Source organism: Streptococcus pseudoporcinus LQ 940-04 (assembly GCF_000188035.1).
Lineage (GTDB): Bacteria > Bacillota > Bacilli > Lactobacillales > Streptococcaceae > Streptococcus > Streptococcus pseudoporcinus.
Genome location: NZ_AEUY02000005.1, coordinates 766,549 through 792,676, shown reverse-complemented (window position 1 = coordinate 792,676; position 26,128 = coordinate 766,549). Strand labels below are relative to the sequence as shown.

The 26,128-nt window shown below is 39.1% G+C and carries 22 protein-coding genes and 1 pseudogene; 3 read left to right on the top strand and 20 right to left on the bottom strand.

Annotated elements, in window-relative coordinates:
- Positions 1–72 precede the first annotated feature (72 nt).
- The 16 genes from STRPS_RS05210 to STRPS_RS05140 all read right to left on the bottom strand — a co-directional run bounded on the left by STRPS_RS05210 (position 73) and on the right by STRPS_RS05140 (position 16,179).
- Positions 73–1,029, bottom strand: coding sequence for an NAD(P)-dependent oxidoreductase (locus tag STRPS_RS05210; RefSeq protein ID WP_007893820.1), 957 nt, complete (start codon positions 1,027–1,029; stop codon positions 73–75).
- Positions 1,030–1,067: 38 nt separating this feature from the next.
- Complete coding sequence (locus STRPS_RS05205; RefSeq protein WP_007893833.1) at positions 1,068–2,087, bottom strand: hypothetical protein; 1,020 nt, start codon at positions 2,085–2,087, stop codon at positions 1,068–1,070.
- A gap of 232 nt (positions 2,088–2,319) precedes the next feature.
- Entirely contained in the window at positions 2,320–3,306 is a 987-nt protein-coding gene (locus STRPS_RS05200; RefSeq protein ID WP_007893841.1) for a LacI family DNA-binding transcriptional regulator, read from the bottom strand.
- Positions 3,307–3,521: 215 nt separating this feature from the next.
- Positions 3,522–4,235, bottom strand: coding sequence for an L-ribulose-5-phosphate 4-epimerase (locus tag STRPS_RS05195; protein WP_007893892.1), 714 nt, complete (start codon positions 4,233–4,235; stop codon positions 3,522–3,524).
- A gap of 4 nt (positions 4,236–4,239) precedes the next feature.
- A complete protein-coding gene (locus STRPS_RS05190; RefSeq protein ID WP_007893828.1) occupies positions 4,240–5,103 on the bottom strand; it encodes an L-ribulose-5-phosphate 3-epimerase in 864 nt (287 codons plus the stop codon).
- Positions 5,104–5,107: 4 nt separating this feature from the next.
- Entirely contained in the window at positions 5,108–5,773 is a 666-nt protein-coding gene (locus tag STRPS_RS05185) for a 3-keto-L-gulonate-6-phosphate decarboxylase UlaD (protein ID WP_007893788.1), read from the bottom strand.
- A 50-nt stretch (positions 5,774–5,823) separates the two neighbouring features.
- On the bottom strand, positions 5,824–6,309 hold the full coding sequence (locus tag STRPS_RS05180) for a PTS sugar transporter subunit IIA (RefSeq protein WP_007893742.1): 486 nt from the start codon (positions 6,307–6,309) through the stop codon (positions 5,824–5,826).
- Between the two features lie 62 nt (positions 6,310–6,371).
- Positions 6,372–6,650 carry a PTS sugar transporter subunit IIB gene (locus STRPS_RS05175; protein ID WP_007893858.1) on the bottom strand — a complete coding sequence of 93 codons (279 nt, stop codon included), beginning with the start codon at positions 6,648–6,650 and terminating at the stop codon, positions 6,372–6,374.
- 206 nt (positions 6,651–6,856) lie between these two features.
- Complete coding sequence (locus STRPS_RS05170; RefSeq protein ID WP_007893719.1) at positions 6,857–8,296, bottom strand: PTS sugar transporter subunit IIC; 1,440 nt, start codon at positions 8,294–8,296, stop codon at positions 6,857–6,859.
- 196 nt (positions 8,297–8,492) lie between these two features.
- Positions 8,493–10,994, bottom strand: a complete 2,502-nt coding sequence (gene leuS / locus STRPS_RS05165; protein ID WP_007893756.1) for a leucine--tRNA ligase — start codon at positions 10,992–10,994, stop codon at positions 8,493–8,495.
- 299 nt (positions 10,995–11,293) lie between these two features.
- Complete coding sequence (locus tag STRPS_RS05160; protein WP_007893780.1) at positions 11,294–12,175, bottom strand: YSIRK-type signal peptide-containing protein; 882 nt, start codon at positions 12,173–12,175, stop codon at positions 11,294–11,296.
- 209 nt (positions 12,176–12,384) lie between these two features.
- Entirely contained in the window at positions 12,385–12,927 is a 543-nt protein-coding gene (nusG, locus tag STRPS_RS05155) for a transcription termination/antitermination protein NusG (protein WP_037598996.1), read from the bottom strand.
- 136 nt (positions 12,928–13,063) lie between these two features.
- Positions 13,064–13,243 carry a preprotein translocase subunit SecE gene (gene secE, locus STRPS_RS05150; protein WP_007893729.1) on the bottom strand — a complete coding sequence of 60 codons (180 nt, stop codon included), beginning with the start codon at positions 13,241–13,243 and terminating at the stop codon, positions 13,064–13,066.
- 9 nt (positions 13,244–13,252) lie between these two features.
- Positions 13,253–13,405, bottom strand: a complete 153-nt coding sequence (rpmG, locus tag STRPS_RS10390; RefSeq protein WP_081448480.1) for a 50S ribosomal protein L33 — start codon at positions 13,403–13,405, stop codon at positions 13,253–13,255.
- 48 nt (positions 13,406–13,453) lie between these two features.
- Positions 13,454–15,760 carry a penicillin-binding protein PBP2A gene (gene pbp2a, locus STRPS_RS05145; RefSeq protein WP_007893901.1) on the bottom strand — a complete coding sequence of 769 codons (2,307 nt, stop codon included), beginning with the start codon at positions 15,758–15,760 and terminating at the stop codon, positions 13,454–13,456.
- Positions 15,761–15,792: 32 nt separating this feature from the next.
- Positions 15,793–16,179: a RidA family protein gene (locus STRPS_RS05140; protein WP_007893782.1), complete on the bottom strand. Its 387-nt coding sequence runs from the start codon at positions 16,177–16,179 to the stop codon at positions 15,793–15,795.
- Between the two features lie 226 nt (positions 16,180–16,405).
- Between STRPS_RS05140 and STRPS_RS05135 the strand changes: the two genes are divergently transcribed.
- Entirely contained in the window at positions 16,406–16,600 is a 195-nt protein-coding gene (locus tag STRPS_RS05135) for a hypothetical protein (protein ID WP_007893910.1), read from the top strand.
- Positions 16,581–17,471, top strand: coding sequence for an RluA family pseudouridine synthase (locus STRPS_RS05130; RefSeq protein ID WP_007893876.1), 891 nt, complete (start codon positions 16,581–16,583; stop codon positions 17,469–17,471). Before STRPS_RS05135 ends, STRPS_RS05130 begins: the two co-directional genes overlap by 20 nt.
- A gap of 9 nt (positions 17,472–17,480) precedes the next feature.
- On the opposite strand, the gene STRPS_RS05125 is transcribed toward STRPS_RS05130, so the two are convergent.
- A complete protein-coding gene (locus STRPS_RS05125) occupies positions 17,481–19,115 on the bottom strand; it encodes a zinc ribbon domain-containing protein (RefSeq protein ID WP_007893874.1) in 1,635 nt (544 codons plus the stop codon).
- A gap of 203 nt (positions 19,116–19,318) precedes the next feature.
- On the opposite strand from STRPS_RS05125, the pseudogene STRPS_RS05120 reads away from it, so the two are divergent.
- Positions 19,319–20,820, top strand: a pseudogene (locus STRPS_RS05120) (C69 family dipeptidase).
- Between the two features lie 113 nt (positions 20,821–20,933).
- Here the strand turns inward: STRPS_RS05120 and STRPS_RS05115 are convergent.
- The 3 genes from STRPS_RS05115 to groES form a co-directional block, all read right to left on the bottom strand.
- Positions 20,934–23,777: a G5 domain-containing protein gene (locus STRPS_RS05115; protein ID WP_007893855.1), complete on the bottom strand. Its 2,844-nt coding sequence runs from the start codon at positions 23,775–23,777 to the stop codon at positions 20,934–20,936.
- A gap of 292 nt (positions 23,778–24,069) precedes the next feature.
- Positions 24,070–25,698, bottom strand: a complete 1,629-nt coding sequence (gene groL, locus STRPS_RS05110) for a chaperonin GroEL (protein WP_007893807.1) — start codon at positions 25,696–25,698, stop codon at positions 24,070–24,072.
- Positions 25,699–25,737: 39 nt separating this feature from the next.
- Positions 25,738–26,028: a co-chaperone GroES gene (groES, locus tag STRPS_RS05105; RefSeq protein WP_007893891.1), complete on the bottom strand. Its 291-nt coding sequence runs from the start codon at positions 26,026–26,028 to the stop codon at positions 25,738–25,740.
- Between the last annotated feature and the right edge of the window lie 100 nt (positions 26,029–26,128).

Genomic DNA, 26,128 nt, shown 5'->3' with positions numbered 1-26,128 from the left:
ATTTTTATTAAGCGCTTACATTTTGACTTAGAAATGGTTCCCCGTTTCCAAGTCCATAGGGCCTGTTTGAGTTTAGGCATTGACAACATTGACAGCTTTTCCATCAAAGAAAGATAGGATATTAGCAGCAGCTTCTTCAGCTAAAGTAATGCGGCCTTCAATCGTTCCTGTTCCGGCATGCGGACTCATGATAACGTTGTCAAGCTGACGTAATTCTTCAGATACCTCTGGTTCAAATTCAAAGACATCAAGACCTGCGCCCGCAATTTGACCTTCTTTCAGTGCCCAAATCAAGTCTTCCTCAGCAACAATCGGCCCACGAGCAGCATTAATTAAATAGCTACGATTCTTCATTTTCATGAAAACGTTTTTATCAAACTTATGTCGAGTTGATGGTAATGACGGTGCATGAATGGTAATCACATCAGCTTCACGAACAAGCTGATCAAACTCTAGATAAGTGACTCCCAACTCTTTTTCACGTTCTAGCGGCAAACGATAGACATCATTATAAACAAGGTTCATACCTAGAGCTTTGGCAAATTGTGCCACTGTTGTTCCGATGCGGCCCATACCATAAATACCCAAAGTAGCACCATGAAGGGTCATCCCTTGATAACGACGTTCACTTGGGTCAATCCACTTACCTTCTCTCACAACTTTATCGTAAAAAGCTAACCGCTTGGTCGCTGCCATCATTAAAGTAATGGTCATTTCAGCAGTTGGTATGCGTACCGCTTGAGGGGAATTAGACACTGTAATTCCCTTTTCTTTTGCATAAGCAATATCTACATGGTCAAAGCCAACAGCATTTAAAGAAATAATCTGCAAATTTTTTGCTGCATCAATCATCTCTTTGTCAGCCTGTTGTCCCATTAATAACCAAGCATCATAATCTTTCAGATGTTCAAGCACATACTCTCTTGAAAACGGTGTATCTTTTGAGTATGTTACTTCAAATTGATCCATAAGCTTTGTCAGACCTTCTTGAGGGACAACCCCTGTAACAAGTACCTTCTTTTTTGTCATAAAATCCTCCTTAGTATCTATTATATATGGGTATGACCTTAAAAATATAATTCATAAAGAGCCACCTGATGGCTACCATTATTAGCAGAAAACAGATAAGACTTCCCATCCTTATCAAAAGCTAAGCAATTACTTGATGCAACACCAGCCTCCACCACATGCGACTGAAAGTGACCATCCAGATAGTTAAAAACACGAAGCTCAGCTTTTTCTGACCGCCAACCAAAAATAAAGGAAGCAATACCCGACAAAGTGCCACTCCAAATTGCATGACCAAATGGAGTTGCCTCTGGGTAATGGTATAATTCTTGGTCGAAATCCTCCGAGAAGACCCTCAAACGATCGCCATGGAAACCTTGAATCACTATATTCTCAATATTGCCATCATTGTCAATATCTCCTTGAACAATATCACTGGTTTCCTGACCATATAAAATGTCTAAACGCCAATCTCCAGTATCTGAAAAATCTGGATACGTCAATTTAACAACCCCTTCTACAGCCGTAATTAACGAATAACCTTCTGACTCTGCCCTGTAGTAACCATGATTCTTTAATAGACACAGAGGCAAGTCTTTAAGATTCTCCAGAGTTAGTGATTTGCTATCAAATTTGCCAACAAAAAGTCGTCCCTTATCGGACCAATCCTCCACAAAGGCTTTTGAATTAGCAATAGTAGCACCAATAAATAACAGTTCACCTCTCTGATTTTCAACTAAATCAAATCTATGAAGATAAGGAAAGTCAGCAATCTTTTGGATATCCCAAGAACTTCCATTGAAAAAACCATAGACAATTTGACATTCTTTAGCATCAAAACCTGGATAAAACTTCTGTGTTGCCAAAAAATTCATTGTTCCTGGAACCTGTACAATAGACATCGTCCCACCGATACCCTGCCAAACCACTTGCTTATCAAGGTCATGATTTAAATCATAAGCAAAACAAGCGGCCTCAACTTCCGAAGCAACGAGAAGAAAATCAGCTTCTCCTGCCTGAAGTCGGCAAACAGCATAAGCAGCTGGCAAAGTGTCTGTTAATAACTTTTGAACCTGCATGAAACCTCCTTATCAAGCTCTAATCAATGAGTTAAACGGTTAACCAAATCTGTAAAAAAATAGAGGCGAAGACCTGAACTGCAACGGCTACATAAAAGGTAGACTCCCTTTATGTTAAACGGTTAACCAAAGACACCATTATTATAACGCTAGTTAGATAATAAAGCAAGCGTTTACAAGAAATTGTTTTTAAAATTTAATGAGTCAAGGAAAGCTTGACTCACTGTAATTTCTAAAAAGAGTGACGGATAATAATTTCATTAACCACTTCTAGCAATTCTGGACTAGCAACTGAGGCCCTATCCCCTCTCAGTTTTGTGATCAAATGTTCCGCAGCCAAACAACCAATACCGTAAGAATCTTGTTTGATGCAAGACACAGATGGTGTCAGCAATTGCATCCATTCCAAATCTTCATAAGTTCCCAAACCAAAATCTTTGGGATAATGATAGGATGACTGATTGACAATTTTCATAAAACTTAGGAGAGTAGGACCATTCATCATTAGGAAGGCTGGCTTGGAAGATGAGTTCTTTATAATATTCAAAATATGCTCATCACTGCCATCCTCACCTAAAATAATTAAATAATCTTGACTAGCTGTGACCATTTCTTTAAAGCCTTTATAACGCAATTCTCGTGTTGAAATCCCCTCAATAGGAAAGCTGACAAAATAAATGTCTTGATAACCTGCGTTAATCATTTCTTGTAAAAATGTCTTGGTAGAGGCTTCATTGTCAGAAACAATTGTATCAAATTGCAACTGATGAGCTTGCCTATCAACCATGACAAGAGTTTGAGGATCAAAAGCACTAACAAAGGGATTATTAGGGTCAACGGAATCAAGAATAATACCGGATACATCTTGTTGCTTTAAATGGTGCAAGTTCTCTAGTTCAATCTGAAGGTTATTATCTGAGTTGGTAAAGTTAACCGTATAACCATAATGCTGACAAGTATCGTGAATCCCTTTCATGACAGATGAGATAAAGGGATTGGTAATGTCGGCAATGACTACTCCAATAGTCTGTGTATCACGAGTGACTAAGCTCTGAGCGATTTTGCTTGGTTGGTAGCCTGTAACGTCAATCGCCTGCTTAATCTTTTCTTTCGTAGTTAGAGACATCTTTTTATAGTTCCCATTAAGGTAATAAGAAACGGTAGCTTTTGACACTCCAACTAGCTTAGCAATATCATTAATAGTTACCTTTTCAAACATGTCTAACTCCCAATCATCCTATCGTTTATTACGCATATTATATCATGATTGAAGCAATTATCAAGTAGTACAGGTGAACCAAAGTTGTGCTTAAGCTAACAAACTTATCTCTCAATGCAACGATTAAAAAAGGTAAGCCCCTACGACTTACCTCAGAATAATTAGCAAAGTATATTATGGTATTAGCTTAATCCTTCTTTAGGTTTATGACACCCTCAATGCTCATCACCTTTTTGACCATAGTAAGCATTGGGGCCGTGTTTACGCAAATAATGTTTATCCATGATGTATTTTGGTGCTGCTTCCACACGTGGATTAATCTGTTCTGTGAAACGATTCATTTTTGCAACTTCTTCTAAAACAACTGAGTGATAGACTGCTTGCTCAGGTGTTTTGCCCCAAGTAAATGGACCATGGTTGCGTACTACAATCCCTGGCACAGCCATCGGGTCGAGGTCACGTTGACTAAATTCTTCTAGAATTACAGTACCCGTTTCTTTTTCATATGCACCATCTACCTCTTCTTTTGTTAAAGAGCGAGCGCAAGGGATTGGACCATAAAAGTAGTCCGCATGAGTTGTCCCATAAAAAGGAATATCACGACCGGCTTGAGCCCAGCCAACAGCTTCTGTTGAATGGGTATGAACAATACCTCCAACTTCTGGCCATGCTTTATAAAGTTGGACATGTGTGGGTAGGTCTGATGATGGATTTAAATCGCCCTCAATGACATTCCCCTCAAGGTCAGTAACAACCATATTTTCTGGTGTCAATAGGTCATAATCAACACCAGAGGGTTTAATGACAATACAACCTAAGTCACGACAAACTTCTGAGACATTACCCCAAGTAAATTTGACAAGTCCATGTTCTGGTAGAGACTTGTTGGCTGCACATACACGTTCTCGCATTTCTTGTAACTTTTTCATCCTCTTACCTCAATCCTGCTTTTTCAATGAGTGGGTAAAGGAAGGCTTGGGCTTCTTTGATAGCAGCGACTGTTTCCTCAACCGTCTCACAATTTTCTGACCACATTTCAATCAAGAAAGGTCCCTTGTAGTTAGTCTTCTTAATCACAGCAAACATTTCTTCCCAATCAACACACCCTTGACCAAAGGGAACGTCACGAAACTGCCCTTTGCAGGTTTCCGTAACAGCATAGGTGTCTTTTAGGTGGAGTGCAGCAATAGATTTATGGCCATTATAAAATTCACTCCACAAATCATTATGCCAAGCAGAAACATTTCCAGTATCTGGATAAACAAAGAGGTAAGGCGAATCTATCTCCTTTTCAACTGCCAAATATTTTTCAATAGAATTGATAAAGGGATCATCCATAATTTCAATGGATAACATGACTTGTGCTTCTTCAGCCCAGTCACAAGCTTTTCTTAAATTTTTGATAAAACGAGCACGGGTTTTGGGTGATTTTTCCTCGTAATAAACGTCATAACCAGCTAATTGAATGGTTCGAACACCCAAGTCCTGAGCCAATTCAATACATTGTTTCATTAAATTAAGTGATTTCGCTTCAATAGTAGGATCATTTGAGCCCAGAGGATAACGTCTGTGTCCAGAGAAACAAATTGTGGGAATCCGAATCCCCGTTTCATAAACAGCCTTAACGATTTCCAGACGCTCTTCTTTACTCCACTCTAGGCGAGCAAGGCGAGCATCTGATTCGTCCACAGACATTTCCACAAAGTCAAAGCCTAAATCTTTCGCAAATTGTAAACGCTCCCGCCAAGAAAAGTGTTTTGGCGTAGCTTTTTCATAAATACCAATAGGACGCGCCATATGGTTACCCCCAAATACGTTTGATTTCGTCTTTGAATGCACGCGCCGCTGCAGCAGGATCTTCTGACTCAGTTATACCACGACCTGCGATAAATGTAAAGACATCAACCCCTTCAAAGAGTTTCAAGGTACTGACATCAAGTCCCCCAGTTACTGATACTCGGAAGCCCATTTCAATCAATTTTTTCACCTTGTTGAGGTCTTTCTCACCCCAAGTTTCGCCAGCTAAAAGAGCATCGCGTGACTGGTGATAGATAGCTTGGGAAATCCCTGCGTCCAACCATAATTGGGCTTGTTCAAAGGTCCAATCTCCATATAATTCAATTTGTATCTCACCTTTATCACCACGAATTTCTTTAATGGCCTTAAGAGCCGCCTCCATCGTTGGAATAGTAGCACAACAAATACAAGTCATCCAGTCTGCTCCACGAAGAGCATTGTTTTTAGCGACCGTACCACCTGCATCAGCACATTTGGTATCAGCAACGATTGTTTTCTCAGGGAAAAGACTCCGTAGAACTTCCACTAACTCACTACCTACTTGAAGCAAACAAACTGTCCCTGCTTCAATAACATCAACTTCATGGCCAACTGAAACAGCGGCTTTAATAGCTCCTTGCAAATCAGAATGATCTAGAGCAACTTGTAAATTTGGGATATGTTTTGACACTATCTATTCCTCTTTCTAAATGTTCAATATTGTTGGCATAACTGTTAGCCTTAAGATTCCAAATCTAAACCTTCAAGATAAGGACTATTTTTTGATTCTTCCACTAAAGCCAAAACATCTTCAGAAGATTGACATGCTAGAAGACGATCAATAGAATTCTCCATATCAAAGAGGGCAATAATTTGAGGGATTGCTACTGTTGTATGAATGTCAGAGCTAGTCGCTGCTAAAGCTAACAGAACCTGAACCTCTTTACCGTCCGGAAAAACAACCGGATTCGTTAAGGTAATTAATGAGAAAGCATCTCTTTGGACACCTGCTTCAGGCCTAGCGTGTGGCATGGCCATTCCTGGCATCAAAATATAATAAGGTCCATATTCTTCTGTTGAATCAATAATTGCCTGATAATATTCCTCTAAAACGGCACCACTCTCAATTAAAGGATCAACTGAAAGTTTGACAGCCTCTTGCCAGCTTTCTGCTGACAGGCCTAGTCGAATAGAATCGTTGTCGATAAAAGCTTGTTTTAAATTCATGTCATATCCTTTCTTTACTGTCAGTCAAAAAGCTTCTTTTCAACCAATGATTTATCAAAATCTTACAATACTTGACTAAGCTTCTCTTTGATTTCTTGGTCATCCATTAAATTATCAAGACCAACAAGATAGCCTTTAGTTCGCCCATCTAATTCATGAATTAAGTGATTAGAAGCAACCACAATATCATAGCCCGCCGCCAAGCTTTTTGCCTCGCCGACCGAACAAGATGCAGATTGAATATCTGTTACACCAAGTTGACGTAAAGCATTCTCAACCTTCATTTTGATAACCATAGATGATCCCATACCATTTCCACATGCTGTTAAAATTTTAACCATAACTTTTTCCTTTTCTTTCATTTTAATCTATCGCAGAGCTATTTAGTCATTATTTCTTACGATTGGATTTTAGTTTTTAAAATGTGTCGTCCCATAAGCTTTGCTGACTATTGCTGAATAGACTAGCCAACAAGCCTTGTCTGTTAGAAACAACCTTTTTTGCATTCAGCCATACTAGGGCAAATCAAACAAGAGTCAAGCACCTTTTATTTTGATTGTGCTTCACCGCGGTAATAAGCTTCTTTATCTTTAGCTTTAGCAAATTGTAATTGCGGAATAGCTAAGAAGAAGAGACATACGACGATATAACCAAGAATACCCAAATATTTGAAGAGGTATCCAAAAGCTAACCAAGGGAACTCGAAGTCAATATTTCCGTGGTAACCACCAGCTAAATCAAGGAGGCCAACTGCAACGGCACCTAAAGCAACCTGAATCACACCGGAAATAAAGGATAAGGCAACTGCTGCTTTCCAGCCACCGCGTTTATCGGCGAAAACGGCAATAGCAGCGTTATCAAAGAAGACTGGAACAAATCCTGTGATAATTAGAATTGGATTTTTAAAGACAACTAATAGAGTAATTGTTATCAATTGTCCAATGAGACCAAATGCAAAGCCTGAAAGAACTGCATTTGATGAACCAAAACCATAAGAAGCTGCAACGTCCACAGCAGGGAATGAACCTGGTAGAAGTTTGTTAGAAATACCTTGGAAGGCATTGGTTAATTCAGAGACAAACATCCGAACCCCTTGCATCAAGATGAAGAGGTAAACTGAGAAAGTAAGTGATGTCTGTAGGATATACATGAAGAAAGCTTGCTTAGCAGGTACAAAAGCTCCCGGTCCAATTAACTTAACATTAGACATGATGTCTGGGCCAAGTACAGCTAGAATACCTCCGAAGAAGACTAACATCAAAGTAGCAGAAGCAACAACCGTATCGTGGAAGATACTTAAGAAAGTCGGCAACTTCAAATTATCAAGATTTTCTTCCTTTTTACCAAAGAACGGAGCTACTTTATCCACGAACCAGATTGCAAATTGTTGTTGGTGCCCGATAGCAAAGCCTCCACCACCAGTCAAACGCTGAGTAGCTTCAACCGTCATATTAGAACTTACCGCCCAATAAAGTCCACAAATAATACCTACAGCCCATGCTCCAAAAGCATTTTGGAATTGCGGAATCAAAAGAAGGACAAAAACAGAAATGGTTGCTGCTTGTTGGACCATAATGTGACCCGTAATAAAGAGCGTACGAACCTTAGTCACTTTGCGAAGAGCCACCAGCAGGATGTTAACCCCAAACCCAATCAGCAAGGCAGTGGTAGCAACGCTAATGAACCCCATACCTTCTAATTTGGCATTTGCGGCTGCCAAACCAAAATAAGGGTCAATAACTGCCGCTTTCAATTCAAATTTCTTAGCTAAAGCCACTAAAATCGGTCTAAATGTAGTAACAAGACCACCCGCACCAACATTTAGAATTAAATAGCCGACTGTCGCTTTAATAAAACCGGCAAATACTTCGTGTGGGGGTTTATTGAGTAACATGTACCCAACCAGTACCAAAAGACCTACAAAAAAAGCTGGGTTCTGCAAAATATTTTGCGAGAACCAATTTAGGGGAGCTAGGAATAATTCCATGACGACTACCTCTTTTCAAAGTTATTAAGTTTTTTTACTTCTTTATTATAAAAAGTGAAAGCGTTTTAAAAAAGACCAAGTATCACACAGCCGTGTGTTCAAAAATGGACTAGAGTCTTCAACATCAAAAAAGTATCTCCCTAAAAACAAGGAGATACTTTGTTTATTCTATCATTCATAAAAGAATTAACTTGGCTTATTTCACGACAATATTAACCAATTTATTAGGCACCACTATGACCTTCATCACTTCTTTACCTGCAATTTCAGCTTGAATTTTTTCATTAGCCAAAGCGATCGTTTCCAATTGATCTTTTGTTAAATCCTTGGCTACTAAAAGTTTCGCTTTAACTTTGCCTTTAATTTGCACAACAATCTCAACTTCATTCTCAACCAGCTTACTCTCATCCCAAGTCGGCCAAGCCACATGGCTCAATGAGGCTTCTGACCCAGTCACTACCTGCCATAATTCTTCCCCCAAATGAGGCGCAAATGGGGCAATTAATTGGATAAAGCCTTTGGCATAATCCTCAAAGAGACTTTCTTCTTTATTAGCTGCATTAATAAAAATCATCAACTGAGCGATGGCTGTATTAAATTTCATAGCTTCAATCTGTTCGGTGACTGTCTTAACAGTTTCATGGTAAACCTTGTCCAAAGCTCCGCTATTTTCCGCAACCAAAGCTTTTGTGGTAATGAGGCGGTAGACACGGTCCAAGAACTTACGGCTACCTTCAAGGCCTTCCTCAGACCAAGCAATGGAAGCATCAAGAGGTCCCATGAACATTTCATAAACGCGCAGAGTATCCGCACCATATTCTTCCACCACATCATCAGGATTGATAACATTCTTAAGAGATTTAGACATTTTAGCTGGTGCTTGCTCTAGTTCTTCACCAGTTTCCACATGGAAGAAGGAATTGTCACGTTTTTCAACCTTATCTGTTGCTACAAGTGCTCCACGGTGATCTCGATAGCTTGTACCCAAAATCATCCCTTGGTTAAAGAGTTTTTGGAAAGGTTCCTTAGTTGGTACTACTCCTAAATCGTAGAGGACCTTATGCCAGAACCGTGCATAAAGTAAATGAAGGACAGCATGCTCAGCACCACCAACATAAATATCCACTGGCAACCATTGTTTTAATAATTCTGGATCTGCTAAAGCTTGGTCATTATGAGGATCAATATACCGCAAATAGTACCAACTAGAGCCAGCCCATTGTGGCATCGTATTAGTCTCGCGACGGCCTTTAACGCCATCCTCGCGAACCACTTCTAACCAGTCCGTAAGATTGGCCAAGGGCGACTCACCAGTTCCCGAAGGGCGAATATCACTGGTTACAGGAAGAATTAATGGTAGCTGATCTTCTGGGACAGCCGTTGACGTCCCATCTTCCCAATGGATAATCGGAATTGGTTCCCCCCAATAGCGTTGACGAGAGAAGAGCCAATCACGTAGACGATAAGTTACTTTCTCATTACCAACTTGCTGCTCTTCCAACCAAGCAACCATCTTAGCGATGGCATCTTCTTTGTTGAGACCGTTTAGGAAATCAGAATTGATATGGAGCCCATCTTCGGTGAAGGCTGCTTCTTCAACGTTGCCACCTTCTAGAACAGGGATAATTTCAAGGTTAAATTGCTTAGCAAATTCCCAATCACGTTCATCATGAGCAGGAACAGCCATAATAGCTCCTGTTCCGTAGCTTGCTAAAACATAGTCAGCAATCCAAATCGGCATTGCTTGTCCATTTACTGGATTGATGGCGTAGCTACCAGTCCAAACACCTGTTTTTTCTTTCGCTAGGTCTGTACGCGCCAAATCTGATTTTAGACTAGCTTGTCGTTTGTATTCTGCCACCGCTTCAGCCTGTTCTGCTGTTGTGATTGTATCAACAAGCGCATGCTCGGGTGCCAAGACAGCATAGGTCGCACCAAACAAGGTATCAGGGCGAGTGGTGAAAACAGTGAAACTTTCTCCAGAATCCTTAACTGTAAAAGTGACATTAGCCCCTACTGATTTGCCGATCCAGTTACGTTGCATATCTTTGATAGACTCTGGCCAATCGACTTCTTCAAGATCTTCAAGAAGACGTTCTGCATAGGCAGTAATCTTAAGCATCCACTGACGCATTGGTTTACGGACAACTGGGTAGCCACCACGTTCTGAAGTCCCATCAGGAAGGACCTCTTCGTTGGCAATTGCAGTTCCCAATTCCTCAACCCAATTAACTGGCACTTCGGCTTCATAAGCCAAACCTTTTTCATAGAGTTTTGTGAAGATCCATTGGGTCCATTTGTAATAGTTTGGATCTGTGGTATTAATTTCTCGATCCCAATCGTAGGAGAATCCTAGAGCATTGATTTGACGCTTGAAGTTAGCAATATTTTCTGCTGTGAATGCAGCAGGGTCGTTTCCAGTGTCCATGGCATATTGCTCAGCTGGTAATCCAAAGGCATCCCAGCCCATTGGATGAAGAACATTATAGCCTTGAGCGCGTTTAAAACGGCTCAAAATATCAGTAGCTGTATAGCCCTCTGGGTGGCCAACGTGTAAACCAGCACCTGATGGGTAAGGAAACATGTCTAAAGCATAGAATTTAGGTTTTGAAGTATCCATACCGGTTTTAAAAGTATGGTTTTTAGCCCAATAGGCCTGCCATTTAGGCTCTATTTCTTTGTGATTATAAAATGTCATACGGAATCTCCCATATCAAAAGTCTAGTTCTTCCTATTATAGCACGAAATGAATGGTTAATAAATGGGGAATCGCGGCAATAGTTCTTTTTTACTTATAAATATTCTAACAAGCAGTAGCCCAAAAAGCTTGGGACGAAAAGATATTACTTTTTGAGATTCTTTACTATCATTTTTTCAATTAACAAATGAAAGACAAAAAGCGAACAAAACAGAATTCTGACTACCAGAAAACGAGTTTTATCCGCTTTTTATGACTGAGATTAAATTTTATCTCAGAGGCTTCAATATTCTAAAGTATTACTGTTTTTTACGTTTTATGCCGTAGGCTACCATACCTGAAGTCGCTATAACAGACATCGCAATAGCTGTCAAGACTGAGCTGTGGTCTTCCCCAGTTACAGGTAAGGTTGCAGAGTAATGAGAAACTTTAGCTGCTCTTGGCATTGCTTGTGATGAAGCAGTTTCCGCAATCCTATTTGACTCTTGTGGACCAGCTATTTCCTTAGCTACCTCATCTTGTTTAGCTTTTTCGTGATCAATTGTTTCAGGCGTCTCTTTTGTAAGTGATTCAACCATTTCTTCTGTCTGTGAGTCACTCGTTTCTGCTGGGTTTTCTATAACGGAATCAGTTGTTTCTACTTCTGTTTCTGATGATTCTGGTTTTTCTGGTTGAGGGGTTTCACTCTCAACATTTTCTTCACCCTCATTTTCTAGAATTTCAGGATGCTCTTCAGCCACTTCACGTTTAAGCTCTTCTTCTAATTTATCTTTGTGAGCTTTTTCTAAATCTGGTAAAGTTTGCTCTAAAAAGTCATTCAAGCCTTCAATAGTTTTAGCTGATTTCACTATTTTTTTTATGAGAGTATTAGCACCTAAAGCATCTAACTTTGCTAATGCATCTTCTTTAGCAGCCTTTAATGCCTCTTCTTTGTCAGCTTTTTTCTTTTCCTTGTCTTCTTTGTTATCCTTATCAGAAACTTCAGTAGAAGCTGGCTCTTCTACCTTATCTTTCTTCTCTTCGTCAGTTTCTTCTTTTGCTTCTACCATCACAGCTTCTGGCTCACTACTTACTTCATTCGCTGATACAACACTTCCCCCTGCTAAGACAGCTACAGAAACCGCTGCTAAACCATAGGCAGATTTCCTGAGGTAATATTTCATGCACTTATTTTCTTTCATCTCGACTCCTTTTCTCATTTAAAACTCATGTTTTATAATCTTTTTCAAAATAAAGAATAATATTATTATATATTTTTATTTTGATTAAATCAAGATTGGTTTATTGTGTTTATTTTTTAATTAGATTACAAAACAATGTCAATGAAACATGAAAAAAGCGCTAGATATTAAACCTAGCGCTTCATTATTCTCATTTTTATCATATATCATTATTGCAACTCTGCAATCTGATATAGTTCAACTTCAGCAATAGTTTCTGAACCAAACATATTAAGTGTTAGTTTAACCTTGTTATTCTCAATCTCAACAACACGACCCTCTTGCCCCATGAAGGCCCCATCAATAATTTGAACAACATCACCCTCTTTGATATTAGTGTCGAAGACATCAATCGTTTGTCCCATTGAAAGAAGAATGGAGCGAATTTCTTCTTCAAGTAACGGGGTCGGTTTTGAACGATTCCCGTGAGAACCAACAAAGCCTGTAACATTTGGAGTATTACGAACAACAAACCAAGCTTCATCCGTCATAACCATTTCCACTAAAACGTATCCAGGGAAGCGATTTTCTTCAACTTCTTTGGTTTGACCATTTTTTTCAATATTTACTGTCTGTGTAGGAATCTCAACACGTAAAATATTGTCTAACATATTGTAGGTTTGAGCACGTTGCAAGAGGTTTTCTTTCACTTTATTTTCATAACCAGAATAAGTTTGGAGCACAAACCAACCTTTATCAAATGAGTCTAACATATATTTTCCTTTCATCAGAAAAAAGCCTAAGACGGCTTTTGGAATGATTTCGTTACCCTCATTATAATCCAAGTCCTTAGTCCTGTCAATGCTTTCCTGAATGCAAGCTAAAAGACTGGACAATGCCAGCCTTGCTTTAGTTAAAATAAGTAATTATTGACAAGATACCTTTAGACAATAAGTGGTCAAAAATGAAAATAATGATGGTGAAGAATGCAGTGTATTCAAGCACTGCAATAAAATCTTTCCAACGTTGTTTTCTATTTGGCCAAGTTGTCTCTTTCAATAACGTGAAAATACCACTGATAAATCCCATCAGAATCTCCTAACGTGTTTCTTTATGTAACGTATACTTTTTACAATGTTTACAAAATTTATTTACTTCTAGTCGTGTCGCTTTAGGCGTGCTGCTAACCCCAATTGAATAATTTCGGCTCCCACACTCGACACAGGCTAGGCTTACTTTTTTCTGTGCCATAGCGCCCTCCGTAGAGATATTCTAACATGAATTAATTAATTGCGCAAGCTATCTAAAATAGTCAACAATCCCATCCCAAATACTTTTTGCTTTCTCTTTTAAGCCATAATTATTGACCGCATCTGAGATTGATTTTGAAGCATCTTCAGCTGATTTTCTAAGGTTATCAATAATATCATGAGAGCCTTGAGCTGTTTCAGTACTTGTTTCATTTATCCCATAAACCGCCGAAATCCCATTGGCAGCATAGGCATTATCCACCTTAAACTGACTACCTTTGGTATAAGGCAAAATGTAAGAAGCCTGCGTGCTAAAAATGGCTGAAGCTGTCCCTGCACTGGAGCCCGATAAATAATGATGCTCGTCCGTCTTATTAAAGCCTATCCACTGACTAATGACAACGTCTGGGGTATAACCAATAACCCATTGGTCGCCTGATAAATCTGGATTAAAATCTGTTTCGGTCGTTCCTGTCTTACCGGCTAAGGTATAGCCGTAAACATTAGCATTGACAGCAGAGCCATTTGAAAATGTCCCTAACATCATGCTGGTCATTTTATCGGCTACAGATTGACCAATCACCCGTTTAGATTGATCAGAATGCTCCTTGACAACTTTTCCACTTGCAGTTTCAATTTTAGTGATAAAGTGAGCCTTGTGCATAACCCCATTATTAGCAAATGCCGAATAAGCCTGAGCCATTTCAAGTGGGTTAGTCGTAACACTGCCTCCCAAAGCAATCCCTAATTCTTTACTAGATGAAGGCATATCTAAGCCAAATTTTTTGCCATAAGCAATAGCCTTATCTACTCCCAATTCCTTAACCGTTGCAACAGCTGGGATATTATAAGAATTAGCTAGTGCTTGATACATCGGAACATCTTCCGACTCATAATTTCCATAATTATGAGGTTTGTAGTCGCCAAAATCACGAACGGTATTTGGTAAGAGTTTATCAATAGACCAACCAGAAGCTATGGCTGGAGCATAGACAATCAAAGGTTTAATGGAAGAAGCTGGACTACGTTTGGCTTGTGTCGCATAGTTGAAACTGCGAAACTCTTGTTTACCATCAGCATTAACTCGCCCTACAAGTCCACGCACACCACCAGTTTTAGGATCTAGCGCAACGCTAGCACCCTGAGCACTTGTCCCATCGTAATCTGAAACAGGGAAGAGACTGGCCGTATTAAAAGTTGTTTGCATTCCTGTTTGGTAATTCTGATCTAATTCGGTATAAATCTTATAGCCATTATTAACCAAGTCCTTTTCTGAAATACCATAGGTAGAAATAGCTTCATTAATAACAGCATCAAAATAGGAAGGGTACTTATAATCATCTGATTTACCAACATAAGTATCCGCTAAACGATTGCCAACACCAATAGACTTAGCTTCTTGAGCCTGCTGCTTTGTAATCTTACCAGCATCAACCATAACCGACAAAACTGTATCTCGCCTATTTGTGGCATTCTTAATGGAATAGATGGGATTATAAATCTCTGGTCCTTTTAGCATTCCCGCCAAAGTGGCCGCCTCATCTAGCGTCAAATTGGCTGCGCTTGTCCCGAAGTACTTTCGACTGGCGTCTTCGACACCCCAAATTCCATTCCCAAAGTAAGAATTATTGAGGTACATGGTTAAAATTTCTTTTTTGCTGTATTTCTTGGTTAATTCTAAAGCTAAGAAAAATTCACGCGCCTTACGTTTAACGGTTTGATCTTGAGAAAGATAGGCATTCTTGGCTAATTGTTGCGTAATCGTTGACCCGCCACCAAAACGTCCTGCCGTAACAACAGCTAATAAGAAACGGTTAAAATTAATACCTTTATTTTCATAAAAGGTACGGTCCTCAGTTGCAATAACAGCATTTTTAAGATTATCAGAGATAGCGTCTAACTCGACATAAGTTCCTTTTTGACCTGATAGACTTCCTGCGTATTCTGCTTTGTTATCATAAATAACAGTCGTTGCTTTTAAAGCATTCTGTAAATCTGACACCTTTGCTGTCTTAGAAAGGTAAAAAAGGTATGAGCCCGTTGCTAAAACAAGCGTTCCAATAACAATTAGGAAAATTTTCCCAATATGGTAACGACGCCAAAAACGCCTAATTGGATTCCGAGGAGAAGGCAAAATAGCCTCTAACTTCTGCTTCCAAGCAGGCTCTTGTTTTTGTGGGTGCTCAGAAAACCCCCTCCGACGTTGAAAAGACGTCCTTGTTGATGCTTCTTGACCAGCGACCGACTCTTCAGTCAAGCCATCGGAGATGCTGGAGGCTTCTGATTCTTTTCGTTTTTGTTTTTCCGCATATTTTCTTGGAAAAAACTTCTTTTCAAGTAATTCTAAAAATGTCATAGTGTCATTATACCACTATGTGCAATCAAGTTCTAGTTTGAAGCGGGTTGAACAGGTTTTGAATAGGCAATTCCATCAACTTGGAAGAGTAAGCCTTCTGGTCCTCCATCTTGGGCAAACTCTGTTTGAATAGATTTACGAGCTGGGTATTTACCATTAAAACGCTCTTTGATCACTTTTTCTAAAATTGGAAGATTCCAAACATCGCGGAAAAGACAATCCATTTTAACAACTGCTTCTAAACTTAACCCAACCAAGCCAAGACGTCGCTCCATTTCGTCGAAAGCACCATTAATCTGGTCTTCAATCGGTTGACCGATATTTCCCGTACAAAAATTCAAAAAATAAAAATCGCCTGCTTCCACAAGCCCTGTGTGAGCAGATTCTTCATTTACATCGTAACGTCTAATACTTTTCATTCGAGTATCCTTTTTCACTAATCAGTTTTTACCTATTATACCAATTTATTAAGGAAATCCAATATCAAAAAAATTAAAATACTTCTTTTTTATCCTAAAAGGCAATGGTTTCTATTAACCCAACTTAAAAGGTTTGCACATCGTTTGCAGACATCCAAAATAAAGAAACATGTTATAATAGGACTATAACTTATATTAAACATTTAGAAAGAACTTGGTGATATTTATGAAAAGATTTGAGGCCTTTAAAGAAACCTTATCTGCTGATAGCCTAAAAGCTATTTACGAAGAAACTAAATTGGAAGTTGCAAACGATGAACGTGAGGGCACTGAAGCCTTCTCCGCTGCTTTAGCAACACAAATGGCTGTCAACCTCATTGAAAAGTACCACGATTGGCTCAATGAAAATCCAAGCAAATAGTCTCGGAGGCTTTACAGTCACTTTTATCAATCCCTACTCACAAATGACTGTAAAAGAACTCTTAGAAACTAAACTACTGATTCCTCGAAAAATTCGTCACTTCCTAAGAACTAAGAAACATCTCTTAATTAACCAGCAGCTGGTTACCTGGCAAGATTTGGTTACAAAGGGTGATGAGATTAGCTTAAGTTTTGATTCTGATGATTACCCTCAAAAAAGGATTCCTTTTGGCAATCCGGAATTAGTGGAATGCCTTTATCAAGATTCCCATCTTATTGTGGTTAATAAACCTGAGGGAATGAAGACACATGGAAACGAACCTAATGAATTAGCCCTTCTCAACCATGTCTCTGCTTTTGTAGGCCAAACCTGCTACATTATTCATCGTTTAGATATGGAAACAAGCGGGGCTATTATCTTTGCTAAGAACCCTTTCATTCTTCCCATTATGAATCGTTTACTTGAGGATCGTGAAATTGGCAGGAACTACTGGGCTTTGATTGATGGAGTGATTGAAAACAAGGACACAGCCATACAGTTTCCTATCGGGCGCCACCGCCATGACCGGAGAAAACGAGTCGTTGATTTAAAGCATGGTCAAAAAGCCATAACGCAGGTCAAATGCTTAAAAAGATATAGGCAGCAATTGAGCTTAGTGGATTGCTCCTTAAAAACAGGTCGAACGCATCAGATCCGAGTTCATCTGTCCTATATCGGTCACCCTATTATAGGCGACCCTTTATACTGTCAACGAACTACTACACAACGCCTCATGTTACATGCTCATCAACTCTACTTCAAACACCCACTAACACTTGAGACAATCAGGGTTGATGCCAAGTCAGAAACATTTGAAAAAGGACTCCCTTAGGAGCCCTTTTTATTGGCGTGTTAGCGTTAAACCAGGAGCTGGTTTACTGTAATCAAAGTCTTTATCTAAACCTGTTTGCCATATAATTGATGTTAACCGATCACCATCAAGATGGAAACCATATTCGTATTTGACGTTCATACCGCCAATACCTCCTCCGATAATCACAATTTCACCAGTTCCAGCTGAGAAGCTTAAGCGATAGTCGCCAGGAGATTTCTCTTCAGCCTTACTAATTTTAGCACTTGATGACTCTTCTTTTCTCTTAGGATCTTTATAGGTCTGTTTCCGCGTTATAGTACCATCTTCATCAATAATCACCGTATAAGTAACATCATCCTTAGTACCTTTCCAAGTACCAGCCATACCATCTGGTAAAGGCGAAGGTCCCTTAATCTGATTATTCTCACTAGTTACTGTAATGTTTTTATCACCAGCTTCACTAACAATATACTTATCCCCTGATTTTTTCAAGGTCAGTTTACCAGTAATATCTTGAATAATATGACCTGAGGACCCCTTCGTAGGATCTGTTTCCTTGTTATAGGTGTAGTCATAATTCGCAATAAAATCAACTAGATATGACTCTTTTCCGACTTGAGTTAAACCACTTAAAACGACGGTTGGAATAGCAAAGCTAGAAGCTTTACGCTTATCTGTTTCCAGCTTAGCTTTGATACTTTCTTTCATTCCCTTATAAAAACTATTGTTAGCGCCGTTTTCAAAAACATCATTCAGTTTCGTTGAGTCTTGTCGGGTATTTGTATAGTGCATTAATTGATCAAAAGCTGATAGTAAATATTGTCCAGCTTTATCTTTCGTAAGTAAATTCTCAACATCCAGTCTGACACTTGAATCTTCTTGAATATCATCCAGTTCAACTTTTTTAGAAGTCACTTCCCCATCAGAAAAAACCTTTTTTACATAAGCTTGCGCAGAATGAGTCACAGGATAATCTTTAACTTCGTAAATCCCATCTTTCAGGCTACCAATCCGACTATCGTCGAAATATAAGTCGCCATCGGCTAAATTGCTACTAACGGTGAAATTCTTAAATGTTACCGATAAATCTATAATCTGATTTTTTCCATCATATTTTTTACTAATCACGACCTTTCTACCCTTATAGTTACCATTTATACTAGCTTTATAATCAGCAACAGGCAGCCGTTTTAGTTCTGTTGAAAAATGATCAGAATCAGAATGAGCAACCATTTTCTGATTTAGTAAAATATCTTCATTAGGAAGATTCGTTTTTATTGTCAAAGACATGGGTTTCATAGCAATATGATAAGCAGGAAAAATACCAAAATGACGCCCTTTTGACTTAAGATAGATGGAATCGGAGGCGTCTGCCTCACTCAGTTCCTTTTTGACCTGGTTTATTTCTGACTTCTTCAGACGAGTAAAATGAGCAAAATTTGCCTCATCATTAGTAATCTTTTCATTGGTATCTGACCAGATCAGGTATTCTTTGATATTCTCAAATACAGAACCTGTTGAAAGGCTCCTTGCTTTCGTGTAACGATTGATGACATTGGCTTTTGAATAATAAAAACTACCAAAAGCCATAAAACCTAAAAATAGAAAACCAAGGAAGCTAAAGCTTATTTTAATCCATTTTTTCCTAAAAAACTGTTTCATATCGGTATCCCTTTCACTACGAACTACTCTTTATTATATCAAATTTATAAGCATTCTCCTAAAAAATCTAAAGTATTTAAAAATTAGCCTCTTCAACATTTTTATTATGCTACAAAGCCTTCAATTATCGGCAAATGATTGAATTTATTTCTTTTCTAGCATATAATACCATTGGAAGCGCACACATTTTTTGGAGGTTTACTATGAACAAAAAAAAGATTACTCTCACAGCAGCAACCTTTTTAGCTGCTCTTGGTTGTTATTCATCTGCTGATGCTTGTACAGGTTTCATCATTGGTAAAGATTTAACAACAGACGGTTCTACTCTTTATGGTCGAACAGAGGATTTGGAACCAAACCACAACAAAACGTTTATTATCAGGGCTGCAAAAGATCACAAAAAAGGAGACATGTGGAAAGACAAGGCTAACGGATTTGAATACCCATTACCAGACCATTCCTTTAAGTATACAGCTGTCCCTGACGTTACTCCAGAACGAGGAGTCTTTGACGAAGCTGGCTTTAACGAACATGGTGTCTCTATGTCTGCTACTGTTTCAGCCTCTGCAAACAGCAAAATATTAAAAAAAGATCCCTATATTAAAAATGGCTTAGCAGAGTCTTCAATGGCTTCGGTCATTCTCCCAAGCGTAAAAACAGCTAAAGAAGGGGTCCAGCTCATCGCAAAAATCGTTAAAGAAAAGGGAGCTGCTGAAGGTAATATTGTTACTATTGCTGATAAAGACGGTGTTTGGTATATGGAAATCTTATCAGGCCATCAATATGTAGCCATTAAATTTCCAAACGATAAATTCGCTGTCTTTCCAAACACCTTCTATCTAGGACATGTCAATTTTGATGATAAAGAAAATACTATTGCTTCTGCCGATGTTAAAAAGATAGCTAAGGAAGCTGGTACTTATAAAGAAGTTGATGGACAATTCCACATTGCACAATCCTATAATCCAAAAATGGATGATGCCAACCGCTCACGGGTCTACTCTGGTATCAAAGCACTTAATCCTGATTCTAAAGTGACTTACAAAGATAAGAATTTCGAATTATTACAAAGTACTACTAAAAAACTCACCCTGGAAGATGCTATTAAATTACAACGTAACCGTTTTGAAGGCCTAGACTTAAAGCCTCTAGATCAAATGGAACTAGATGGCAAAGGAAAACCTAAATCAAAAGAAGCAAGAAAAGGTTACGCCTATCCCATTTCAAACCCAAATGTGATGGAAGCACATATTTTCCAACTAAAACATGATATCCCTGCAGAAATGGGAGGTGGCGTTATGTGGCTATCCATCGGAAGTCCAAGAAATGCTCCATATTTACCTTACCTAGGCAACATCAGTCAAACTTATAAAGCCTATCATGAAAACAGCACTAAATATAACAAAGACTCTTGGTATTGGACGGTATCACATATCAACGATATGGTTGCCGCTAATCCTAAAAAATTTGGCACTCAAGTTATTGACGAGATGAAAAAACTCGAAAAAACCTGGATGACTGAGCAAGACACAACAAATCAAGAAGTTACCAAATTAATGACAAGTGACCCAAAAGCTGCTCAAGAAAAAGCTGACAAAGATCTATGAATCGTGCTGAAAAGACCTTCAAACGCCTTAAAGACATTGAATCTAAGTTAGAAAAAGATAGCCCTAGAAGCAGAGATAAAAAGGTGAAAAACAAATAGGTTTTAAACCTTTAAGCTTCATTTAAGTTAAGATGGTTATTCTGTCTATATATCCTAAACCTTTTTTCATAAGTTTAAATAGCGCCTCTGGTACCCAGGGGCGCTATCTTTGTTTAGATAAATTCTTTTTTCTTAATTGTTAAACCTATCCCAATTAATAAGGCGCTAGACATCACTGTCATCAGGAAATGACTATCATCACCAGCTATTGGTAAACTTGCTTTTGATGATATTTGATTAACCTTGTTAAGAGCTGGTGCTTTTATAGCAACCATCTGCACCGTTGGCTGTTGAACTTCTTTCTTGTCCATTGTCGTCTCTGGGGCAACCACAGTAAGATGAGAACCAACCGTAATGACTTGATCTTGAGCAGCTACTACTACCGGACTATCATAAACAATAGATTCAAATCGACTATTAGGACCGTCTTGAACAAAACGAAATGACGCCACATTAACTGTAGATGAACCTTCTCGGCCCGGATTGAGGGGCACCCGAGTTCCAAGAGGAAGATTAGGGTCATCAACATACTGAACCTGATAAGCAATGTGACTTACTTGCGGCGTACCTACTTGATACTGCACTATCATTGGACGCATTTCCGCCACAAGCACTTCCCTAGTGGATGATGTGATAAGCCCCGTCACTGGATCAATGCTATAAGTCGTTGTCTGTCTCATAAGGCCATTTTGACCCGCATCAACTACCTTAACTTGCCAGTCGCCAAGTGCATGATCCTTTACTTCTTGGTAAATGACGGTCATAGTTATTTGTTTATCACTAACTACTGGTTTAATCCCCTTAGTAATGACTCTATCTTTAGCTAAGCTAGAAGAAACAACTGACTCAGTTGCAACTAATTGATGATTATTATCAAGTGTATAGGTTGTTCTAGTTGTTTCAGACCCATTTACTCCTGCTTCTACAACATCACTTAGACCAGTAGGGTCGTAGGCTAAAGTCACATCACCCGCATAAACTGTTTTATAAGGTCTTGACACTGTCGTTTCAACCGGCATGGCACCATAGACTACTTGACCCTTGACTGGTGCAGTCACTGCGCTTGTGACTAAGTAAGGTACAACTCGAGCAGTTCTTGGATAGTCAAACAATCTATGATAAAGGTTAGCAAAATAGTACTCTGACGCAGCAAATGGACTATATCCAACCCCATTTCCAGGCATGTATGCGTCCCCTGTAAATGGATTGGCAACAAATGTATCATAAGGCCTACCATATAAACGATGCATGATGTATTGGCTTAGACCTTCAGCAAATGCTTCCTCGCTGTTATCACGATAGTATGACCACACATCTGGTCGATCAAAATAAGTATGGTAAACATCTAAGAATTCTGTCGTATCAGAAAAAGCCATAACAGTATCAAGTGTGTTGTCGGTATTGCGATCAGACCTTTCCATATAGAGACCACTTTTAAAGTCAATAATATGAGTCATTTCGTGTAAAACAGTTGCCAGCAATTCCGTATTATTAGATACATACTTCAAAGAAATAGATTGATCTACGGAGCTAGCTAAACCAAGTGTCGTTGCTCCCATACCAGGAATCTCTCCATCATAGATAACCAAATTAGCAATAACTCGCTGAATTTCTAAAGGGAGAGACTGTAGCCTTGCTTCAAAATCCTGCCTTTGATCAGCAGGCATAGCTGTATGACTATAATCCACATCAATCTTGATACTATCTCGGTAGTTGTTATAGCGACGTGTTAAGGAATCAAACTGCCTAGTCATCAAATCCATATCAGCTTCTTGATCACTTGTCAAGGTACCGAGCGCTGTTAACTGTTTGTAAGCTAGCTGAGCTCTTTGGTAATCTGCTTTAATATCTGCATATAAAGCATCGTTAATAATATGACTATTATGATATCTTAGGAAATCATCACTAGAGGTAGCTAAATTTTCTGGGACTAACTCCAGTCCATAATCTTGAGCTGAGGTATTCCATAAATCCTCTTTACTTGCTTGCAACAATCGAGAATAAAATATATTATCATCTGACAAATCAAGCCTTGTTCTAAGCTCAGCATTGGTTGGATCTAGCATTTCGCTGGTTACAGGTCGAATCACACGTGTTCGGGTGGTTGAGCCATCAGGATTAGTAACAGTGATATAGTCGTACACGTAATTTTCAGCATATTGAGCATACTCCCTAACAGTACTTTCACTCCTATTGAAGTCAGCAAGCAAAGTTGGCATAGGCACAAAAAGACTATCTACAGCAATCCGATCACTAGGCAATGCCTGTGTAGCATCAAGATGGTAAAAAGGCTGGTCAATCCATTTATAAGCTTCAGAATAAACTGCTGGACTTGTTGGAGCTGTCGTTTCTGTCTGTATCTTATAGGTAGTAGTTGTGCTGGTACTGCCATCAACCGCAGGAATGACAAGATCTGTCCCAACAGGTTTTGTGACATCAATACTGTAAACGGTAGTAGCTGGTGTTGTTGAGGTTACTGTAGTTGTCGGCTTGGTTCCTAAAATAATAACTGTTTCGGTCGGCTCAATCCGCTGAACCGTAATGACTGGATTCCCATTAGCATCTAAAGCTCCTGTCTGAGTAGTAATTAATTTACCATCCACACCTTGAATCTGGACCTGTCGATAACCTACAACTTGACTAGGGTCTGAAACATAACGGATAGGACTCGAAATAAGGGTTCCCGTAACAGAAGGAGTTGTTGAAGCTGCTAAAGTTCTTGTTCCAGACGGTGTGGCTGTTCCACTAGTAGCTAAAGCTGTTGATGTGGTCGGGATAGTTGAATCCGTAACAGCAGGCGCTGTCCTTACTAAGCTTGTTGGTGATGTCGATATTACTCCCCCACTTGCTTCTTCTGCACTGGCAATTTGAGTTGTTAGCATCACCCCTAATAAGATACTCCCAACTCCTAGCATCGTTTTGCGGATGCTAAAAATTTCTTTTCTATTCCTAAACATTTTCTTTCACTCTCTCCTTGTAACCTTTTTTTAATAATTGTTAAATCTCATTGTAACATAGAACTATTTATTCACAAAAGCTTTTGCTATAATTTTTCAATAAATTAAAAAAGAGACTGGGACAAAAAGGTATTAATTTTTGAGATTCCCTGCCATTAATTTTTCCAATTGATAAATGAAACCCAAAAAGCGAACAAAACTCATTTTCTGATACTCAGAATACTGTCTTGTTCGCTTTTTATATTTGAGCTTAGACTTTTGTCCCAGCCTCTTTTTAAGAAGCTTTCTAAACTTACATCATACCACCCATCATACTTGGGTCCATGCCAGCTGGCATAGCTGGTGCTGCTGGCTCTGGTTTATTAGCCACAACGGCTTCAGTTGTTAATATTAAACTTGCAACTGATGCTGCATTTTGAAGTGCAGAACGTGTCACTTTCACAGGATCAATGATTCCTGTTTCAATCATGTCAACCCATTCACCACTTGCGGCATTGAAACCAGTTCCGACTGGGCTATTTTTTAATTTATCGATAATGACAGAACCTTCAAAGCCTGCATTATATGCAATTTGACGAACCGGCTCTTCAAGGGCACGAAGAACAATGTTACGACCTGTCGCCTCGTCTCCTGTCAAATCAAGTGCAGCAACCTTCTCAATAACTGTTACAAGTGCTGTTCCACCACCACTAACAATACCTTCTTCTACCGCTGCACGAGTAGCATTTAAAGCATCTTCAATGCGTAGTTTCATTTCTTTTAATTCTGTTTCTGTGGCAGCACCTACTTTGATAACAGCAACACCACCGGCTAATTTAGCTAAACGCTCTTGTAATTTTTCACGGTCAAAGTCTGAAGTTGTTGTTTCTAACTGTGATTTGATTAGTCCCACACGGCTAGCAATGGCATCAGCAGAGCCAGACCCCTCAACAATAACTGTAGAATCCTTGTCAACAGTTACTTTAGCTGCTTGTCCAAGCGCAGCAATTGTCGCATCCTTAAGCTCTAGGCCTAAATCTTCTGTAATCACTGTTCCGCCAGTTAAAATAGCAATATCTTCTAACATAGCTTTACGACGATCACCAAATCCTGGCGCTTTTACGGCTACAACATTGAATGTTCCACGAATTTTATTTAAAACAAGTGTCGGTAATGCTTCTCCGTCCACATCGTCAGCAACAATAAGCAATGGGCGACTTGTTTTAAGAACTTCTTCTAATAATGGTAAGATTTCTTGAATATTTGAAATTTTCTTATCTGTTATTAAAATAAACGGATTTTCAAGATCAGCAACCATCTTCTCATTGTCAGTCACCATATATTGTGATAAGTAACCACGGTCAAACTGCATGCCTTCAACCACTTCAAGCTCAGTCTCCATACCGCGTGACTCTTCGATTGTGATGACCCCATCATTTCCCACACGTTCCATTGCTTCTGAAATGTATTCACCTACTTTTTCTGAACGTGATGATACAGCTGCTACTTGAGCAATGGCTTCTTTACCAGTAACAGGTTGTGCAATAGCTTTCAACTCTCCTACAGCTGCTGAAGTTGCCTTTTCAATCCCACGACGGATACCGATTGGGTTAGCCCCTGCAGTCACATTTTTTAATCCTTCACGGACGATGGCTTGTGTTAAAACTGTCGCAGTCGTTGTTCCATCACCAGCAATGTCGTTAGTTTTTGAGGCTACTTCTGAAACCAGTTTTGCACCCATATTCTCAAAGTGATCTTCCAGTTCAATTTCTTTGGCAATGGTTACCCCATCATTGGTGATTAGAGGTGAACCAAAGGCTTTTTCAAGTACAACATTACGGCCTTTTGGTCCTAAGGTAACCTTGACTGTGTCTGCTAGAATATCTACACCACGTACCATTGCTGCACGCGCATCTGCTGAAAATTTAATATCTTTTGCCATATAAAATCCTTCTTTCTATAACTCTGATGATGAGATTTCTTATTCAGTAATAATTGCAATAATATCTGACTCTCTAATGATAGAAACTTTTTCGTCATTAAAGGTCACTTCTAAGTCATGTCCGCTTTCAACTAAAACTTCTTGGCCGATTTTAACAGAAGGGGGTACAAGCTCACCAGTGATAGTTCGTATACCAGTATCACTAATAGCTACAACCTTAGCTTTTCTTGTTGACTCTTTTTGCGCGCCAGCAAGAACAAAGCCACCAACTGTTTTTTCTTGTTCTTCATTAAATTTAACGACCACGCGGTCACCTAATGGTTTTAACATGAGTATTACCTCCAATAAATTGAATTTTATTATTTTTAGCACTCTTTTGAATAGAGTGCTAACTCTGTTTACTATTTTATCACTTGGTCAAAAATAGTCA

What these genes read in the sequence shown, in the direction of transcription:
- STRPS_RS05195 (WP_007893892.1), bottom strand. Translation starts at nt 4,235, where the DNA reads ATGAAAAAGTTACAAGAAATGCGAGAACGTGTATGTGCAGCCAACAAG.
- STRPS_RS05135 (WP_007893910.1), top strand. Translation starts at nt 16,406, where the DNA reads ATGAAAAGATTTGAGGCCTTTAAAGAAACCTTATCTGCTGATAGCCTA.
- secE (WP_007893729.1), bottom strand. Translation starts at nt 13,243, where the DNA reads ATGGGATTTATCAGTGGTATTTTCACGTTATTGAAAGAGACAACTTGG.
- STRPS_RS05175 (WP_007893858.1), bottom strand. Translation starts at nt 6,650, where the DNA reads ATGGTTAAAATTTTAACAGCATGTGGAAATGGTATGGGATCATCTATG.
- STRPS_RS05170 (WP_007893719.1), bottom strand. Translation starts at nt 8,296, where the DNA reads ATGGAATTATTCCTAGCTCCCCTAAATTGGTTCTCGCAAAATATTTTG.
- pbp2a (WP_007893901.1), bottom strand. Translation starts at nt 15,760, where the DNA reads ATGACATTTTTAGAATTACTTGAAAAGAAGTTTTTTCCAAGAAAATAT.
- leuS (WP_007893756.1), bottom strand. Translation starts at nt 10,994, where the DNA reads ATGACATTTTATAATCACAAAGAAATAGAGCCTAAATGGCAGGCCTAT.
- STRPS_RS05125 (WP_007893874.1), bottom strand. Translation starts at nt 19,115, where the DNA reads ATGAAACAGTTTTTTAGGAAAAAATGGATTAAAATAAGCTTTAGCTTC.
- STRPS_RS05160 (WP_007893780.1), bottom strand. Translation starts at nt 12,175, where the DNA reads ATGAAAGAAAATAAGTGCATGAAATATTACCTCAGGAAATCTGCCTAT.
- rpmG (WP_081448480.1), bottom strand. Translation starts at nt 13,405, where the DNA reads ATGGCACAGAAAAAAGTAAGCCTAGCCTGTGTCGAGTGTGGGAGCCGA.
- groL (WP_007893807.1), bottom strand. Translation starts at nt 25,698, where the DNA reads ATGGCAAAAGATATTAAATTTTCAGCAGATGCGCGTGCAGCAATGGTA.
- groES (WP_007893891.1), bottom strand. Translation starts at nt 26,028, where the DNA reads ATGTTAAAACCATTAGGTGACCGCGTGGTCGTTAAATTTAATGAAGAA.
- STRPS_RS05140 (WP_007893782.1), bottom strand. Translation starts at nt 16,179, where the DNA reads ATGAAAAGTATTAGACGTTACGATGTAAATGAAGAATCTGCTCACACA.
- STRPS_RS05130 (WP_007893876.1), top strand. Translation starts at nt 16,581, where the DNA reads ATGAAAATCCAAGCAAATAGTCTCGGAGGCTTTACAGTCACTTTTATC.
- nusG (WP_037598996.1), bottom strand. Translation starts at nt 12,927, where the DNA reads ATGTTAGACTCATTTGATAAAGGTTGGTTTGTGCTCCAAACTTATTCT.
- STRPS_RS05190 (WP_007893828.1), bottom strand. Translation starts at nt 5,103, where the DNA reads ATGGCGCGTCCTATTGGTATTTATGAAAAAGCTACGCCAAAACACTTT.
- STRPS_RS05115 (WP_007893855.1), bottom strand. Translation starts at nt 23,777, where the DNA reads ATGTTTAGGAATAGAAAAGAAATTTTTAGCATCCGCAAAACGATGCTA.
- STRPS_RS05210 (WP_007893820.1), bottom strand. Translation starts at nt 1,029, where the DNA reads ATGACAAAAAAGAAGGTACTTGTTACAGGGGTTGTCCCTCAAGAAGGT.
- STRPS_RS05200 (WP_007893841.1), bottom strand. Translation starts at nt 3,306, where the DNA reads ATGTTTGAAAAGGTAACTATTAATGATATTGCTAAGCTAGTTGGAGTG.
- STRPS_RS05180 (WP_007893742.1), bottom strand. Translation starts at nt 6,309, where the DNA reads ATGAATTTAAAACAAGCTTTTATCGACAACGATTCTATTCGACTAGGC.
- STRPS_RS05205 (WP_007893833.1), bottom strand. Translation starts at nt 2,087, where the DNA reads ATGCAGGTTCAAAAGTTATTAACAGACACTTTGCCAGCTGCTTATGCT.